General features: G+C 71.9%; 13 protein-coding genes. 11 read left to right on the forward strand and 2 right to left on the reverse strand.

Features of this window, described 5'->3' with window-relative positions; all coding sequences use genetic code 11:
* The first annotated feature begins 195 nt into the window (after positions 1-195).
* The 5 genes from AB5L52_RS31720 (at position 196) to AB5L52_RS31740 (ending at position 5,684) form a co-directional block, all read left to right on the forward strand.
* A complete protein-coding gene (locus AB5L52_RS31720) occupies positions 196-435 on the forward strand; it encodes a hypothetical protein (RefSeq protein WP_095756136.1) in 240 nt (79 codons plus the stop codon).
* 41 nt (positions 436-476) lie between these two features.
* A complete protein-coding gene (locus AB5L52_RS31725; protein WP_351018159.1) occupies positions 477-1,820 on the forward strand; it encodes an NYN domain-containing protein in 1,344 nt (447 codons plus the stop codon).
* Positions 1,821-2,040: 220 nt separating this feature from the next.
* Positions 2,041-3,075 (forward strand): NlpC/P60 family protein, encoded by a 1,035-nt coding sequence (locus AB5L52_RS31730; RefSeq protein WP_351018157.1) that lies wholly within the window; start codon positions 2,041-2,043, stop codon positions 3,073-3,075.
* 295 nt (positions 3,076-3,370) lie between these two features.
* Positions 3,371-4,399, forward strand: a complete 1,029-nt coding sequence (locus AB5L52_RS31735; RefSeq protein ID WP_351018154.1) for an NlpC/P60 family protein — start codon at positions 3,371-3,373, stop codon at positions 4,397-4,399.
* 97 nt (positions 4,400-4,496) lie between these two features.
* Positions 4,497-5,684, forward strand: a complete 1,188-nt coding sequence (locus AB5L52_RS31740) for a hypothetical protein (protein WP_351567696.1) — start codon at positions 4,497-4,499, stop codon at positions 5,682-5,684.
* Positions 5,685-6,188: 504 nt separating this feature from the next.
* On the opposite strand, the gene AB5L52_RS31745 is transcribed toward AB5L52_RS31740, so the two are convergent.
* Entirely contained in the window at positions 6,189-7,424 is a 1,236-nt protein-coding gene (locus AB5L52_RS31745) for a glycosyltransferase 87 family protein (protein ID WP_369367330.1), read from the reverse strand.
* A 228-nt stretch (positions 7,425-7,652) separates the two neighbouring features.
* Here AB5L52_RS31745 and AB5L52_RS31750 point away from each other — a divergent pair, with 228 nt between their 5' ends.
* A complete protein-coding gene (locus AB5L52_RS31750; RefSeq protein WP_369367331.1) occupies positions 7,653-8,795 on the forward strand; it encodes a glycosyltransferase family 4 protein in 1,143 nt (380 codons plus the stop codon).
* Between the two features lie 102 nt (positions 8,796-8,897).
* Entirely contained in the window at positions 8,898-10,484 is a 1,587-nt protein-coding gene (locus tag AB5L52_RS31755) for a GMC oxidoreductase (protein ID WP_369367332.1), read from the forward strand.
* Positions 10,485-10,503: 19 nt separating this feature from the next.
* On the opposite strand, the gene AB5L52_RS31760 is transcribed toward AB5L52_RS31755, so the two are convergent.
* Complete coding sequence (locus AB5L52_RS31760) at positions 10,504-12,300, reverse strand: long-chain fatty acid--CoA ligase (protein WP_369367333.1); 1,797 nt, start codon at positions 12,298-12,300, stop codon at positions 10,504-10,506.
* A gap of 296 nt (positions 12,301-12,596) precedes the next feature.
* On the opposite strand from AB5L52_RS31760, the gene AB5L52_RS31765 reads away from it, so the two are divergent.
* The 4 genes from AB5L52_RS31765 to AB5L52_RS31780 all read left to right on the forward strand — a co-directional run bounded on the left by AB5L52_RS31765 (position 12,597) and on the right by AB5L52_RS31780 (position 15,813).
* Complete coding sequence (locus AB5L52_RS31765) at positions 12,597-13,394, forward strand: metallophosphoesterase (protein WP_351018137.1); 798 nt, start codon at positions 12,597-12,599, stop codon at positions 13,392-13,394.
* A 122-nt stretch (positions 13,395-13,516) separates the two neighbouring features.
* A complete protein-coding gene (locus AB5L52_RS31770; RefSeq protein WP_369367334.1) occupies positions 13,517-13,969 on the forward strand; it encodes an SRPBCC family protein in 453 nt (150 codons plus the stop codon).
* A gap of 110 nt (positions 13,970-14,079) precedes the next feature.
* Entirely contained in the window at positions 14,080-15,255 is a 1,176-nt protein-coding gene (locus AB5L52_RS31775; protein ID WP_369367335.1) for an ArsA family ATPase, read from the forward strand.
* Positions 15,256-15,312: 57 nt separating this feature from the next.
* The gene (locus tag AB5L52_RS31780) at positions 15,313-15,813 is read left to right on the forward strand and encodes a DUF5304 domain-containing protein (RefSeq protein ID WP_369367336.1); all 501 of its coding nucleotides are present in this window, start codon (positions 15,313-15,315) and stop codon (positions 15,811-15,813) included.
* Positions 15,814-15,875: the final 62 nt, after the last annotated feature.

Below are 15,875 nucleotides of genomic sequence, written 5' to 3' on the forward strand. Positions count from 1 at the left end.
GATCAGCTCGCAGGGACGTGGGGCGCCCTGTCGGTGCAGGTGAGCGGGGTAGGGTGCGCGCGCATCTGCGGCGTTGTCGCCGCGGACCAGCGGCGAGTCCCCGCCAGGCCGTAGGGTTACGGCCACACGCGTCGGCCGGCGGCGCGGAAGCGCGTACGAGTGACAACGACAATGACAAGGAAGCGGACAGCCACGATGACGGTTCCCCTGCCGACCGCGACGACCCGATGGCGCTGCACCCTGTGCGGCAACCTCACCCGGTTCGACGTGACCCGTTCCTCGAAGGTCGTCGAGTACGTCCATCTCGATCTCGCCGGTGAGCCGAAGGTGGAGGAGCGCGACGTGGTCAGTGAGACCATCGAGTCGGTGCGCTGCCGCTGGTGCAATGCGGTGGACCAGGTGGAACTCGTGGACAGGCCGGGTGCCGGCTCCTGAGCGGAGCGGCCCCGAAGAAGTGACGTAGTGGGGTGTGAGGGATGGTGGAGACCGCAGGCGGGGGGCCGGGCGACGGCACCGCTGAGGTGCTTGACCGTCCGCTGCCCGACGGCGTGCGCCGACGGGTCGTGCAGATCGTCTCGGACGGCTTCGGCGGCCTGACCGTGACGGAACTGCCCGCCCAGCTGAGGCAGTACGCCCGGTTCGCCCCCAATCGCCGGGCGAAGTTCGCCGGCAACGCGATGGCGGCGGCGCTGGAGACCGATGCGCTGTTCCGGCAGCGGATCGGGGAGAAGCTCAGAGAGGCCCAGCCGGAACTCACCGGCGCCCTCGACTCCGGCTCCCCGCCCCCGGCCGCGGACCCGCTCGACGTGGCGGCCGCGGCCTACGTACTGCGCCCGGCGGGCTGGGTGAAGCTGGTCACCGCGGCCGGCGAGGAGGCCCAGCGCGTCGACGCCGAGCGCGCGGACGAGGAGAGCCGGGCCGAGCTGGAGCGGCTGCGCGCCGAGCTGGCCCAGGCCCGCGACCACACCCGCGCCGAGACCGAACGGCTGCGCGCGGAGCTGGAGTCGGCGAGGAAGGAAGCGGAATCGCTTCACCGCAAGCTCCGCGCCGCCCACAGCGACGTCAAGCGGGGCGAGGCCGCACTGCGCAAGGCGCACGGCGAGATCGACGCGGTACGGGCCGAGGCGCAGACGCAGGTGTCGGCCGCCGAGAGCGAGTCCCGCCGGCTCAAGGCACGCCTGGGCGAGGCCGAGGCGGCCCTCGAGGCCACCCGCCGGGCGGCCCGCGAGGGCCGCAGCGTGGAGGACATGCGGGTACGGCTGCTGCTGGACACCCTGCTGGAGGCCACCCAGGGGCTGCGCCGCGAACTCGCCCTGCCGCCCGTGTCCGTGCGGCCCGCCGAGACCGTGGACGCGGTCGAACCGGGACGTATGACACCGAAGGACATCGCGGCCCGGGCCCTGTCCGAAAATGATCCAGCCATCCTCGACCAGCTGCTCGCGCTGCCCCAGGCGCATCTGGTGGTCGACGGCTACAACGTCACCAAGACCGGCTATCCGCAGATGCCGCTGGAGAAGCAGCGCCTCAGGCTGCTGGGCCAGCTCTCGGCGCTCGCCGCGCAGACCGGCGCCGAGGTGACATGCGTCTTCGACGGCGCCGAACTGGCCGCGCCGGTGCTGCTCGCGCCGCCGCGCGGGGTGCGCGTGCTGTTCTCCAAGCCGGGCGTCACGGCGGACGAGCTGATCCGCCAGCTGGTGCGCGCGGAGCCGCCGGGCCGTCCGGTCATCGTCGCCTCCACCGACCGCGAGGTGGCCGACGGGGTCGCCAGGGCCGGTGCCCGCCCGGTCGCGTCTGCGGTGCTTCTCAAGCGACTGTCCTGAAGGCCCAACGGGCAGAGCTAATGCCCGAATTAGCCGGATCGTCACGCAACGTAGCGTCAACCTCGCGTTACAGCATGTGGGTTGTGTGCAAAGAATGCATTGTGTGATGGGATTTTTTAGTGTGAGGATTTGAACTGATCACAGTCGGGTCACTAGGGTCTGGGCTCGAACCTCCGAACGGGTGATCGCTCACTCACTCACGAGAAGGAGTTCGTCCTCCGTGGCGTCCCACCGTCGACCCAAGCAGCAGAGTCGCGCTCGCGTGACCGTGCTGACCACTGCCGCTGCCGCCGCTGTCGTGCTGAGCGCGAACGCCGCCAACGCCGCGCCGAGCCAGAAGCTCAGCAAGGACCAGGTAAAGGCCAAGGTAGACGACCTCTACGGGAAGGCCGAGCAGGCCACCGAGAAGTTCAACGGGGCGAAGGAGAAGCAGCAGAAGCTGCAGAAGGACATATCCACCATCCAGGACAATGTCGCGCGAGGTCAGCAGGACCTCAACAAGCTGCGCGACGGCCTGGGTTCGCTGGCCACCTCGCAGTACCGCTCCGGTGGCATCGACCCCTCGGTCCAGCTCTTCCTGTCCTCCAATCCGGACGACTTCCTGGACAAGGCCTCCACGCTCGACCAGTTGAGCGCGCAGCAGGTCGACGCCCTGAAGAAGATTCAGGACAAACAGCGCGAACTGGCCCAGGAGCGGGCCGAGGCCAGCGAGAAGCTCAAGGACCTCTCCGCCACCCGCGCCCAGCTGGAGCAGAACAAGAAGGACGTCCAGAGCAAGCTCGCCGACGCGCAGAAGCTGCTCAACACCCTGACCGCCAAGGAGAAGGCGGACCTGGCCGCCGAGCAGCAGCGGGCCGACCGCTCCTCCAGCCAGCGGGTCGACCTCGGCAACACGCCGCCCGCCTCCGGCCGGGCCGCGGCCGCCTTCTCGGCCGCCCAGTCGCAGATCGGCAAGCCGTACGTCTACGGCGCCACCGGCACCGCCTCCTACGACTGCTCGGGCCTGACCTCCTGGGCCTACGCCCAGGCCGGCATCTCCATCCCGCGCACCTCCCAGGAGCAGGCGACCATAGGGACCCGGATCGACTCGGCGAACGACCTGCAGGTCGGCGACCTGGTGTTCTTCTACGGCGACATCCACCACGTCGGTCTGTACGCGGGCAACGGCCAGGTGCTGCACGCCCCGCACACCGGCGCCGTGGTCCGCTACGAGTCGATGTCCGACATGCCGTTCCAGTTCGGCGTCCGGGTCTGACGTCCCCCGCGCAACCCGCTCCGGCACCCTCGGGAAACCCGGTCTGATACCCCCGCGGCTCCGCGGGAAACACTTCAACGGGGGCGCCCGAACGGGCGAATCCCGCGGACCGGAACTGACCCCACGCCCCGCCAGTTACCTGCGTAACCGGCGGGGCGTCACTGTGTGTTGCCATCGCGGTCTTTGGTCGCGGCCCTTCCGCACGGCTACTGTCTGCCGCGCTTCCCTGGCGCCGGGGCCTCCCCGTCCCCAGGCGCCGGGGGAGCGGTCCGTGTCCGCCAGCAGAAGGACTGCCGTGGGGTCTCATCGCCGCCTTGCCTCGTCCGGGTTCGACCGGGGAGCCGTCACGCTGTGCATGTTGTCGGCCGCGGCCGCCGCACTCGGCGCCGTACCCGCGCACGCGGCTCCGCGGGCCGACGCCCGCGCCGAGGTGGACCGTCTCTACCAGGAGGCCGAACAGGCGACCCAGGCCTTCGACAAGGCCCAGGAGCGGTCGGACACGCTGCGTCGCGAGGTGCGGGACGCCCAGGACCTCATCGCCCGGCAGCAGCAGCACATCAACACCCTGCGCGAGCAGCTCGGTTCGCTGGCCGGCGCCCAGTACCGCGAGGGCGCCATCGACCCGACCGTCGCGCTGCTGTTCTCCGAGAACCCCGCCGACTACCTCGACAAGGCGTCCACCATCGACCGCATCGGCGTCCAACAGGCCGACCGGCTGCGGGAGTTGGAGTCGGCGCTGCGGGAGCTGGCCCAGGAACGCGCGCAGACGGCCGGGAAGCTCGCCGAGCTGGACAAGAGCCGCAAGTCCGTGGCCACGCACAAGCGGACCGTGGAGCGGAAACTGGCCAAGGCCCGGCAGCTGCTCAACGCGATGCCGGCCCACGATCGCGCCGCCTTCGACCGGGCCTCGCGCGACGACGGCTCCGGCCGCCTCGACCTGCCCGACCTGACCGGCGTCTTCGGCTCCGAAGTCCCCGACGCCCGCGCCGCCGCCGCGGTGGCCGCCGCCCGCTCCGCCCTCGGCCGCCCGTACGTGTGGGGCGCCAGCGGCCCCACCGGCTTCGACTGCTCGGGCCTGATGCAGTGGTCGTACGCGCACGCCGGGATGGAGCTGCCGCGCACCTCGCAGGAGCAGCGCTTCGCGGGGCGGCACATCCCGCTCTCCGAGGCCCGCCCCGGCGATCTGGTGGTCTACCGCTCCGACGCCAGCCATGTGGGGATGTACGTGGGCAACGGCCAGGTCATCCACGCGCCCTATCCGGGAGCGGCGGTCCGCTACGACCCGGTCGGCATGATGCCGATCTCGTCGGTCACCCGGCCCTGATCGCGCCGCTCGCCGTCAGGTCCTGTGTGACAATGCCCGTCGTCCGCCCTCAGGGCGGGGCAGGCGGGAATTGTCACACAGGCCCTAGGATCGGGAAGTGGCTGGTCGCAGACGGACGTGGGGCCTCGGGGCCGTGGGGCTCGCTCTGCTGCTGCCGCTGGCCGGATGCGCCGGCGACACGGCGGCCGACTCCGCCCGCACCGAGGTGCAGCACCTGCTCGACCGGCGCTCCGCGGCCCTCCTGGGTCACGACGAGACGGCGTACGGGGCGACGGGCACCCGCACCGAGTACACCCGGCTGCGCGCCCTCCCGCTGGCCTCCTGGACCTACCGGGTCACCGATGTACGCACCACGTCCGCCGGCGCCACCGCCGACGCCGACCTGAGCTATCGCGTCGCCGGGTACGACAAGGCCCCGGTCGACGCCCGCCGCACCCTCACCCTCGGCCGTACCGCCGACGGCAAGTGGTACGTCACCGCCGACCGGCCCGCCGAGGAGGCCGGGCAGCAGTTGTGGGACCAGGGCCCGGTGACCGCCGTCGAGGGCGCGCACAGCCTGGTGCTGGGCACCGGCCGGAGCGCCGCCGAGCTGCGTGGCTACGCCAGGCTGGCCGACCGGGCCGTCCCGGCCGTCTCCCGGGCCTGGGGGACCGCCTGGAGCCGCCATGTCGTCGTCCTCGTCCCGCGCTCCCTGGCCGACATGGCGGCACTGCTCGGCTCGCCCGCCGCGAACTACCGCGGCATCGCCGCCGTCACCACCGGCGAGGCGGGCGGATCCGGCCAGGCGCCCGCGGACCGGGTGGTCGTCAACCCGGAGGCGTACGCCGTCCTCGGCGACCTCGGCAAGCAGGTGGTGCTCACCCACGAGACCACCCATGTCGCCACCCGCGCGGACACCACCGCCGCGACCCCGCTGTGGCTCTCCGAGGGCTTCGCGGACTGGATCGGCTACCTGGACACCGGCCGCACCCCCACCGAGGCCGCCCCGGAGCTGACCCGCGCCGTCCGGAACGGCCACGCCCCGGCCGCGCTCCCCACCGACAAGGACTTCGGCTTCACCAGCGACCCCACCGAGCTGGCCCAGGCCTACGAGGGCGGCTGGCTGGCCTGCCGGATGATCGCCGCCCACTGGGGCACGGCCCGCCTCGGCACCTTCTACCGAGCCGTCGGCGCCCACGCCCAACGGACGGGCGCGGTCGAGGACGCCCTGAAGAAGGTCCTCGACACCACGATGAACGCATTCACCGAGCGCTGGCGAGAGTACGTCAGAACACAGCTCACCTGAGCACCGGCGGCAGGGTTGGTCGGGGGCAGGGGGAGGCCGGGCCCGTGTGTGGTCGGGTCGGCTGGGGTGGGGTGGTGGTGGGGGGCGGTGGTTGGCGGGTGGTGGTGGGTGAGCCGTGGTTGGTGTGGCGGTGCGGGCGTGTTCGGTGGTGTCCGGGTCGTGCGGTTGTGGCGGAGTGGGTGTGGCGCGGTGGTCGGGGCTTTCGACGTGTGCTGGTCGGGGTCCCGGGGTGGGCGGAGTGTTGTGCGGTCGGGCCGGGCGTGGTGCGGAGGTCGGGGCTTCCGGCGTGTGTCGTCGGCCGGGGTTCGGGGGAGGTCGGGGCTTTGTGCGGCGGTGGGGGCCGGTGTTCGGTGGTGTCCGGGTCGTGCGGCTGTGGCCTGCGGGTGTGACGGGGAGGCCGGGTTTTCGGCGTGTGCTGGTCGGGGTCCGAGGGCGGCAGGAGCGTTGTGCGGTCGAGCCGGGCGTGGCGGGGAAGCCGGGGGTTCCGGCGGGTGTCGGTCGGGGTCAGGGGGAGACCGGGGTCTTGCGGTGTCGGGTCGGCTGGGGTGGCAGCGGGGTGGCGGGGGCCGGGGGCACGGTCGAGCGCCACAGCCGGTGGGCCGCCGTGAGCGCGGCCGCGACCAGCAGGCCGTTGCGCGTCATCAGCAGCAGGACGCCATACCGGTCGCTCGTCACCACGTGCACGAAGCCGAGCGGGAACTCCAGGACGGTCACGAAGGACGCGGCCACCACCATCAGCGCGGGCACCCCCATCCGGCTCGCCCGGTACGAGACACAGACCGCGGCGAGGCCGACCAGCCACACCAGGTACTGCGGGCTGATCACCCGGCTGGTCACCGTGAACATCAGGACAGCCGTGAAGGCAGCCTCCGCGATTGTGTGCGGCGCCCTGCGGGTCGCGCGCAGCCGCCACAGCAGCAGCCAGCCGAACGCGGCCCCGGTCAGCGCCAGCGCCACGGTGCTGACCTGGTTCACATGTGGGCCGAGGAACTCGAGCGAGCCGTAGTTCAGCAGCACCTGGCCCTGCCAGCCGAAGTGCCGGGCCACATGGAAGACCAGCGCGCCCAGCGACTCCACCTCGGTGCCCCGGTCCCGCTGGAAGGTCAGAAAGGAGAAGGCCCCCGGCATGGACACCGCGAACAGCGCCGCGAGCCCGGACGCCGTCACCGCCGTCGACGCCCACGCCCGCCGCCGGAAGCAGCCCACCAGCAGCAGCGCCGGCCACACCTTCAGCAGCGCCCCGAACGCGGTCAGCGTGCCCATCACCCGCGGATGCCGGACCCCGGCGAGCAGCGCCGCCACGGCCACCGCGGTCACCATCACGTCGTAGCGGGCGTACACCGTCGGGCCCAGCAGCGGCACGCCCGCCACCCACACCCAGGCGCCGCGCAGCGACCGGTCGCTGCGCCGGCCCGGATACACCAGCAGCGCCATGACGACCACGTCCGCGAGGAACGCCAGCAGGAAGAAGGCGTGCGTGTACGACAGGAAGGGCAGGGCGGCGGGCGAGAGGATCGCGAGGGCGGCGGCCGGCGGGTACTGCCAGGTCACGTCGTCCACCGGAAACGTTCCCTGGCGCAGCACCTCGTACCAGCCCCGGTAGATCACCGACACATCGGAAGTGACGTCCAGGTCCGAGAAGGCGTACACCCCGAAGACGAACAGCAGCAGCACCGCACGGGTGACGGCCCAGGTCGCGAGCGGCCATGCCAGGGACCGCCCGGTGCCGTTGGTCTCCACGTGATCCCCTTGCCGTTCGGTTCCCGCTTCTGTGTCCGCTTCTCTGTCCGCTGTCGCGGGACCATGATGTCCTGACCGGCCGTGCCCCTGCCAACAGACCCGGCCGCGCCCGTCCGCGACCGGCCGCGGACGGCCGATTCGGTCCGGCTAGCAAGAGCCCGTCCGGTCCGGCCGATCGGAGGCCGTCCGCTCCGGTCGGCGAGAACCCGTTCGGTAGGGTCGGCGGCGATGCACAAGACCCTGATCGTCACCAACGACTTCCCGCCCCGGCCGGGCGGCATCCAGGCCTTCCTGCACAACATGGCGCTCCGCCTGGACCCCGGCCGGCTGGTCGTCTACGCCTCCACCTGGAAGCGCGGCCGGGAGGGCACCGAGGCCACGGCCGCCTTCGACGCCGAGCAGCCCTTCACCGTCGTACGCGATCGTACGACCATGCTGCTGCCCACCCCGCAGGCGACCCGGCGGGCGGTCGGGCTGCTGCGTGAGCACGGGTGCACCTCCGTGTGGTTCGGCGCGGCGGCCCCGCTCGGCCTGATGGCTCCGGCGCTGCGCAGGGCCGGCGCCGAGCGACTGGTGGCCACCACCCACGGCCACGAGGCCGGCTGGGCCCAGCTGCCCGCCGCCCGGCAGCTGCTGCGCCGGATCGGTGAATCGACGGACACGATCACCTATCTGGGTGAGTACACCCGTTCCCGCATCGCCACCGCACTCACCCCGGCGGCGGCCGCCCGCATGGCCCAGCTGCCGCCCGGCGTCGACGAGAAGACCTTCCACCCCGGCTCCGGCGGCGAGGAGGTCCGCGCCCGCCTCGGCCTCACCGACCGCCCGGTCGTGGTCTGCGTCTCCCGCCTGGTCCCGCGCAAGGGCCAGGACACCCTGATCCAGGCCCTGCCCCGCATCCTCGCCGCCGAGCCCGACACCGTCCTGCTCATCGTCGGCGGCGGCCCCTACGAACAGGACCTGCGCCGCCTGGCCCGCGAGACCGGCGTCGAGGCCTCGGTCCGCTTCACCGGCGCCGTCCCCTGGTCCGAGCTCCCGGCCCACTACGGCGCCGGCGACGTCTTCGCCATGCCCTGCCGCACCCGCCGCGGCGGCCTGGACGTCGAGGGCCTCGGCATCGTCTACCTGGAGGCGTCGGCAACGGGCCTCCCGGTGGTCGCGGGCGACTCGGGCGGCGCCCCCGACGCCGTCCTGGACGGCGAGACCGGCTGGGTGGTCAGGGGCGGCGACCCGGCCGAGACCGCAGGCCGCATCGTGCCCCTCCTGGCCGACCCCGAGCTGCGCCGGAGGATGGGCGAGCGGGGCCGCCAGTGGGTGGAGGAGAGATGGCGCTGGGACTTGTTGGCGGAGAAGCTCAAAGCCCTCCTCTAAAACCGCACGGCGGCCCTAGGCGGAACCCCATAATCCGCCCATGCTGCGCACATGACAGCAAACCTGATGCAGCGTCAGCTGACAAGACGTCACATACTGGGTATGGCCGCACTGCAAACCGCGGCCGCCCTCGGGTTCACCCGCATCGGACTCCCGTCGGCCAGGGCCGCCGAGCCCGACGCGGTCGAAAACGCCCCCGCCATCGTCATCGGCTCCGGCTATGGCGGCGCGGTCGCCGCCCTCCGCCTCGCCCAGGCCGGCATCCGTACCCTCGTCCTCGAAATGGGCCGCCTCTGGAACACCGCCGGCAGCGACGGCAAGGTGTTCTGCTCCACCTCCGCCCCCGACCAGCGCTCGATGTGGTTCCGCACCCGCACCGAGGCCCCGCTCTCCGCCTTCCTCTGGCTGGACGTGGTCAACAAGGACATCAGTGCCTATCCCGGCGTCCTGGACCGCGTGCACTACGACGACATGTCCGTCTACGTCGGCCGCGGCGTCGGCGGCGGCTCCCTCGTCAACGGCGGCATGGCGGTCACGCCCCTGAAGTCGTACTTCACCGAGCAGTTCCCCACCGTGGACGCCGACGAGATGTACGGCACCTACTACCCGCGCGCCCGCGCCATGCTCGGCGTCAACACCGTCGACCCGGCGTGGTTCGAGTCCACCGAGTGGTACCGGTTCACCCGCACCTCCCGGAAGGCCGCCGGCAACGCGGGCCTGAAGACCACCTTCGTGCCGAACGTCTACGACTTCGGCTACATGCAGCAGGAGGCCGCCGGTACGGCCACGAAGTCCGCGCTCGCCGGCGAGGTCATCTACGGCAACAACCACGGCAAGCGCAGCCTCGACAAGACCTACTGGGCCGCCGCCCTCGGCACCGGCAACGTCACCCTCCACACCCTGGAGAAGGTGAGGTCCATCAGCCGGGCGGGCGACGGGTCGTACGTCCTGACCGCCGACCGGATCGACCTCACCGGCGCCGTCGTCGAGACCAAGCAGTACAGCTGCACGTACCTCTTCCTCGGCGGCGGCAGCCTCGGCACCACCGAACTCCTCGTCCGCGCCCGGGACACCGGCACCCTGCCCGACCTGAACCCCGCCGTGGGCGCGGGCTGGGGCACCAACGGCAACACCATGCTCGGCCGCGCCAACCACGTCTGGGACACCGTCGGCGCGGGCGAGGCCACCATGCCCGTGATGGGCATCGACGACTGGGCCAACACCGACAACCCGGTCTTCGCCGAGATCGCCCCGCTGCCCATGGGGTTCGAGCACTGGATCAGCCTCTACCTGGCGATCACCAAGAACCCCGAACGGGCCTCCTTCACCTACGATTCCGCCTCCGGCGCGGTGAAGCTCGGCTGGAGCGCCGCCCAGAGCGCGGTGTCGGTGAGCATGGCCAAGAAGCTGTTCGACCGGATCAATCTGGCCAACGCGACCATCTACCGCTACGACCTGTTCGGCCCGACCAGCAAGGTCTTCGCCGACGACTTCACCTACCACCCGCTGGGCGGCTGCGTCCTCGGGCAGGCGACGGACGACTACGGCCGGGTGAAGGGGTACGACCGGCTCTACGTCACCGACGGCTCGCTGGTGCCCGGCAACATCGGCGTGAACCCGTTCGTCACCATCACCGCGCTCGCCGAACGCACGATGGCGCGGGTCCTCGCCGAGGACACCGCGCCATGACGCACCGTCAAAAACCGCTCTACTTGGCGTAGATCGCCTCGATCTCGGCCGCGTAGTCCTTCGCCACCACGCTCCGCTTGAGCTTCAGCGACGGGGTGAGATGGCCCGACTCCTCCGTGAACTGGGAGGGCAGAATGCGGAACTTCCGCACCGATTCCGCCTTCGACACCGCGGCGTTGCCGTCGTCGACCGCCGTCTGGATTGCCGCGATCAGATCCGGGTCGTCCTTCAGCGACGCCGCGGTGGAACCCGCCGGCTTGCCGTGCTCCTCGGACCAACGGCCCAGGAACTCCTCGTCGACGGTGACCAGCGCGCCCACGAACGGCCGTCCGTCGCCCACCACCATGCACTCCGCGACCAGCGCGTGCGCCCGGATCCGGTCCTCGATCACCGCCGGCGCCACGTTCTTGCCGCCCGCCGTGACGATGATCTCCTTCTTGCGGCCGGTGATCCTGAGGTAGCCGTCCTCGTCCAGGGTGCCGATGTCGCCCGTGTGGAACCAACCGTCGGCCAGCGCCTCCGCCGTCGCGCCCGGGTTGTTCCAGTACTCCTTGAACAGGTGCTCGCCGTGCAGCAGCACCTCGCCGTCGTCCGCTATCCGGATCACCGAGCCGGGCAGCGGCTGGCCGACCGTGCCGATCTTCTGCCGGTCCCAGGGGTTGAACGCGGTCGCCGCGCAGGACTCGGTCAGGCCGTAGCCCTCCAGCACCGTGAAGCCGATGCCGCGGAAGAAGTGGCCGAGCCGTTCGCCCAGCGGGGCGCCGCCGGAGATGGCGTACTCGCCCCGGCCGCCGAGGACCGCGCGCAGCTTGCTGTAGACCAGCCGGTCGAAGACCTTGTGCTTGACCTTCAGACCGAACGACGGGCCCGAGGCGCTGTCCAGCGCCTTGCTGTAGGCGATCGCGGTGTCCGCCGCCTTGTCGAAGATCGCGCCCTTGCCGTCCGCCTGCGCCTTGGCGCGCGCCGAGTTGTAGACCTTCTCGAAGACCCGCGGGACACCGAGGACCAGCGTCGGCCGGAAGGCGGCCAGCTCGTCGGTGAGGTGCTTGATGTCCGGGACACAGCCCAGCTTGATCGGCGCCATCATCGGGGCGATCTGCACGAGCCGCCCGAAGACGTGCGCGAGCGGCAGGAAGAGCAGCACCGAGCACTCGCCGGTACGGAACAGGGGGCGCAGCCGCTCCACGATGTTGCCGCACTCGGCGAAGAAGCTGCGGTGAGTGAGCACGCAGCCCTTGGGACGGCCGGTCGTGCCGCTGGTGTAGACGATGGTCGCCGGGTCGTCGGCGCAGGCGAGCGAGCTGCGCTCCTCCACCGTCTGGTCCGACACGTCCTGCCCGAGCCGGCCCAGCTCCTCCACGCCGCCGGCCTCGATCTGCCAGACGTGCTTGAGGGCGGGCAGCGACTCGCGCACCGACTCCACGGCCGCCGCGTGGCCCGGCAGTTCCACGACGCACGCGGTCGCGCCCGAGTCGGAGAGGATCCACTGCACCTGCTCCGGCGAGCTGGTCTCGTACACCGGCACGGTGACCGCGCCCGCGCTCCAGATCGCGAAGTCCATGAGCGTCCACTCATAGCGGGTGCGGGACATCAGACCCACCCGGTCGCCCGGCTGCACCCCGGCGGCGATGAGGCCCTTGGCCGCCGTGTGCACCTCGGTCAGGAACTCCCGGGCGGTCACGTCCTGCCAGGCACCGCCCGACTTGCGGGCGATGACGGCGACGTCGGGATGCTGCGCGGCGTTTCTGCGGACGATGTCGGTCAGATTGCCGTCCGCGGGGACCTCGTACAAAGCCGGAAGGCTGAACTCGCGCAAGACTGCTGCTCCTCATAGGGCGCCGGCGCCACGACACTGTGTGATGCGACGGTGCGGTCCAAGGCTCGGGCTGGTGCTCGGGTCTTCGGTGGTTGAATTCCAGAGCACGACTGGACTGCCCGGACGTTACCCGCCGGTATGGTGTTCCCGACAGGGGGTCCGAGCCAGATGTTCGCTGCGTCACACACGTTGGCGTTCCTTCGCGCACAGTAGTCCACGGCTGAACCGACCGGCGAGTAACCCCAGGCGGGGCCGACACTGTTCACGCACACCGCACACGCCTACCCTTGATCGCCATGGCATCCACACCCTCCGGTAACCGCAGGACGCGCGTCCACGTGGTCAGCGACGTGCACGGCAACGCCCGGGACCTGGTCCGCGCCGGAGAGGGTGCCGACGCCCTGATCTGCCTCGGCGACCTCGTGCTCTTCCTCGACTACGCCGACCACTCGCGCGGCATCTTCCCGGACCTGTTCGGCAAGGAGAACGCCGACCGGATCGTCGAGCTGCGCACCGCCCGCCGCTTCGCGGAGGCCCGGGAGTTCGGCGCCCGGCTGTGGGCCGGCATCGGCACGGACCGGGCCGCGGCCATCGAGAAGGCGGTGCGCAAGCAGTACGCCGAGATGTTCGCCGCGTTCCCCACCCCCACGTACGCCACATACGGAAATGTCGACATGCCGCCCCTGTGGCGCGAGTACATACGCCCCGGCACCACCGTGCTCGACGGCCAGCGGGTCGAGATCGGCGGCCGGACCTTCGGGTTCATCGGCGGCGGCCTGAAAACGCCCATGCGCACGCCGTACGAGATCGACGACGAGGAGTACGCGGCGAAGATCGAGGCGGTCGGCGAGGTCGACGTGCTGTGCACGCACATCCCGCCGGAGGTCCCCGAGCTGGTCTACGACACCGTCGCCCGCCGCTTCGAACGCGGCAGCCGCGCCCTGCTGGACGCCATCCGCCGTACGAAACCCCGCTATTCGCTCTTCGGGCACGTGCACCAGCCGCTCGCGCGCCGTATGCGGATCGGCGCGACCGAGTGCGTCAACGTGGGCCACTTCGCGGGCACGGGCCGGCCCTGGGCGCTCGAATGGTGACCGGCCGGCGGCCGGCGGGAGATGGGGTGAAGGCGGCTGGTCGGTGGCGCGGTAGCCTTCACGCTGCACACACGTGCGCACGACGACCTCAGTACCGGCCCGCATCTGGAGGAGCCACGGCGATGGCGGAACACACCAGCTCGAGCATCACGATCGAGGCGGCACCGGCCGACGTCATGGGGGTGATCGCCGACTTCGCCCGCTACCCGGACTGGACGGGCGAGGTGAAGGAGGCGGAGGTCCTCAAGACCGACGACCAGGGCCGCGCCGAGCAGGTCCGCCTCGTCATGGACGCGGGGGCGATCAAGGACGACCAGACCCTGGCCTACACCTGGACCGGCGCCAACGAGGTCTCCTGGACCCTCGTCAAGTCCCAGATGCTCCGCTCCCTGGACGGCTCGTACGTCCTGAAGGCCACCGGCCCCGGCTCCACCGAGGTCACCTACCTCCTCACGGTCGACGTCAAGATCCCCATGCTCGGCATGATCAAGCGCAAGGCGGAGAAGGTCATCATCGACCGGGCCCTGGCCGGTTTGAAGAAGAGGGTGGAAGAAGGCAGCCCGTCCGGCCATTGAGGACGAGGCCGGTCAGGACGAGGCCGGTCAGGCCGAAGCGGCGGTCCGGGGGCTCGGCCCCCGGTCACGCGCGCCGAGCCGCCGGCCGGGCACCGGTACCGTTCACCCCCATGCGCACCATCCTGATCACGGGCCCCGGCGGCAGCGGTCGTACCACGATCGCCGCCGCCACCGCGCTCACCGCCGCCCGCGAGGGCACCCGCACCCTCCTGCTGAGCGCCGACCGCACCGACACCCTCGGTGCCGCGCTCGGCTCCGCGACAGGACCGGCCCCCGAGGACGCCGCGCCGAACCTCACCACCTGGCGTCCCGACGCGGCCGCCCGGTTCCGGGAGGACCTCACCTCCTTCCAGACCCGCGCCGCGAACGTCCTCGACCTGCTCGGCGCCGCCCGCCTGGACCCCGAGGAGGTCACCCCGCTCCCCGGCGCCGAGGAGCTGTCCTTCCTGCGCGCGCTCCGGGACGCCGCCCTCTGCGAGCGCTACGACCTCCTCGTCGTCGACCTCCCGCCCCTCCCGCAGGCCCTCGCCCTGCTCGCCCTCCCCGAGGAGCTGCGCCGCTATCTGCGCCGTCTGCTCCCGCCCGAGCGGCAGGCGGCCCGCGCCCTGCGCCCGGTCCTCGGCCGGCTGGTCGGCGTGCCCATGCCCGCCGACTGGCTGTACGAGACGGCGGCCCGCTGGGACGTCGAACTGGCCGCCGTCGAGACCGTCCTCACCGACCGGAACACCGCCGTACGCCTGGTCGCCGAACCCGGCCCGGCCGGCGCCGACGCCGTACCCGCCGCCCGCCTCGGCCTCGCCCTGCGCGGTCTGCGCACCGAAGCCCTGATCGCCAACCGCACGCTGCCCGAGGCCACCCCCGACAGCTGGCTCTCCTCCCTCCTCGCCCAGCAGCGCAAGACGCTCGCCGACTGGCAGCAGCAGCCGTACGACGTCCGCCCCGTCCCGCACCTCGGCCGCGACCCGCGCGGCGCCGACGACCTCGCCGCCCTCGCCGTGCCCGCCGTCAATCCGGCGCCCGCCCCGGTCGAGTGGCCCGTGGCCGACCGGATCGCCGAGGACGGCGTGCTGGTCTGGCACATTCCGCTGCCCGGCGCGATACGGGACGAGCTGGACCTGATCCGGCGCGGCGACGAACTCGTCATCACGGTGGGGCCCTTCCGGCGGATCGTGCCCCTGCCCTCTGCCCTGCGCCGCTGCACCGTCGCCGGGGCCGGCCTGCGCGAGGGCGAGCTGCGCGTCCGGTTCGCCCCGGACCCCGACCTGTGGCCCGCCCGCGGACGATGAACCGGGTACGCCCGTTCGGGTAACGTCGTAGGGGCGAACCGTAGTCAGGAGTCCGCCATGAGCGAAGAGCGCCCCGTAACCGACTCGTCCAAGGAGTCGTCCGAGGAGCAGGGCCGGGCGACCGACGCCGACGCCTGGGCGACGGCCTGCGCCGAGGACCTCGCCGCCGAGAAGGCCCGCCGCCGCGCCGAGCGCGGCCCGCAGCCGGGCTCGGCCGCCGAGGAACTGAAGAAGCTCGTGGACACGGTGGCCGACAAGCTGTCCGGCCTCCCGTCACCCCTCCTCGGCGGCCTCGCCGGACCCGCCGCCCAGCAGGTGGTGCGCCAGGTCGTCCAGCAGGCCAAGGCCGCCGTCGAGCCCGTCATAGAGCGCAACCCCGACGTCTTCGACCACCTCGCCGCGGCCGGCGGCGAACTGCTCGCCGCCTATCGCTCCGCCGTCCAGGCCCAGGAGCACCGCTGGACCGCCCGCTCGTCCGACCTGGCCGGCGAATGGCGCGACGACCGGCGCGACCGGGGCGAGGGCAGCGGCCCGGGAGAACGCATCGACCTGGACTGAACCCGTCCCCCGGCGGGGCCTCGGGTACGGTTGGCCGTAGCGGGGCTCGACCGAAACTGAGG

It is taken from the genome of Streptomyces sp. CG4 (assembly GCF_041080655.1).
Lineage (GTDB): Bacteria > Actinomycetota > Actinomycetes > Streptomycetales > Streptomycetaceae > Streptomyces.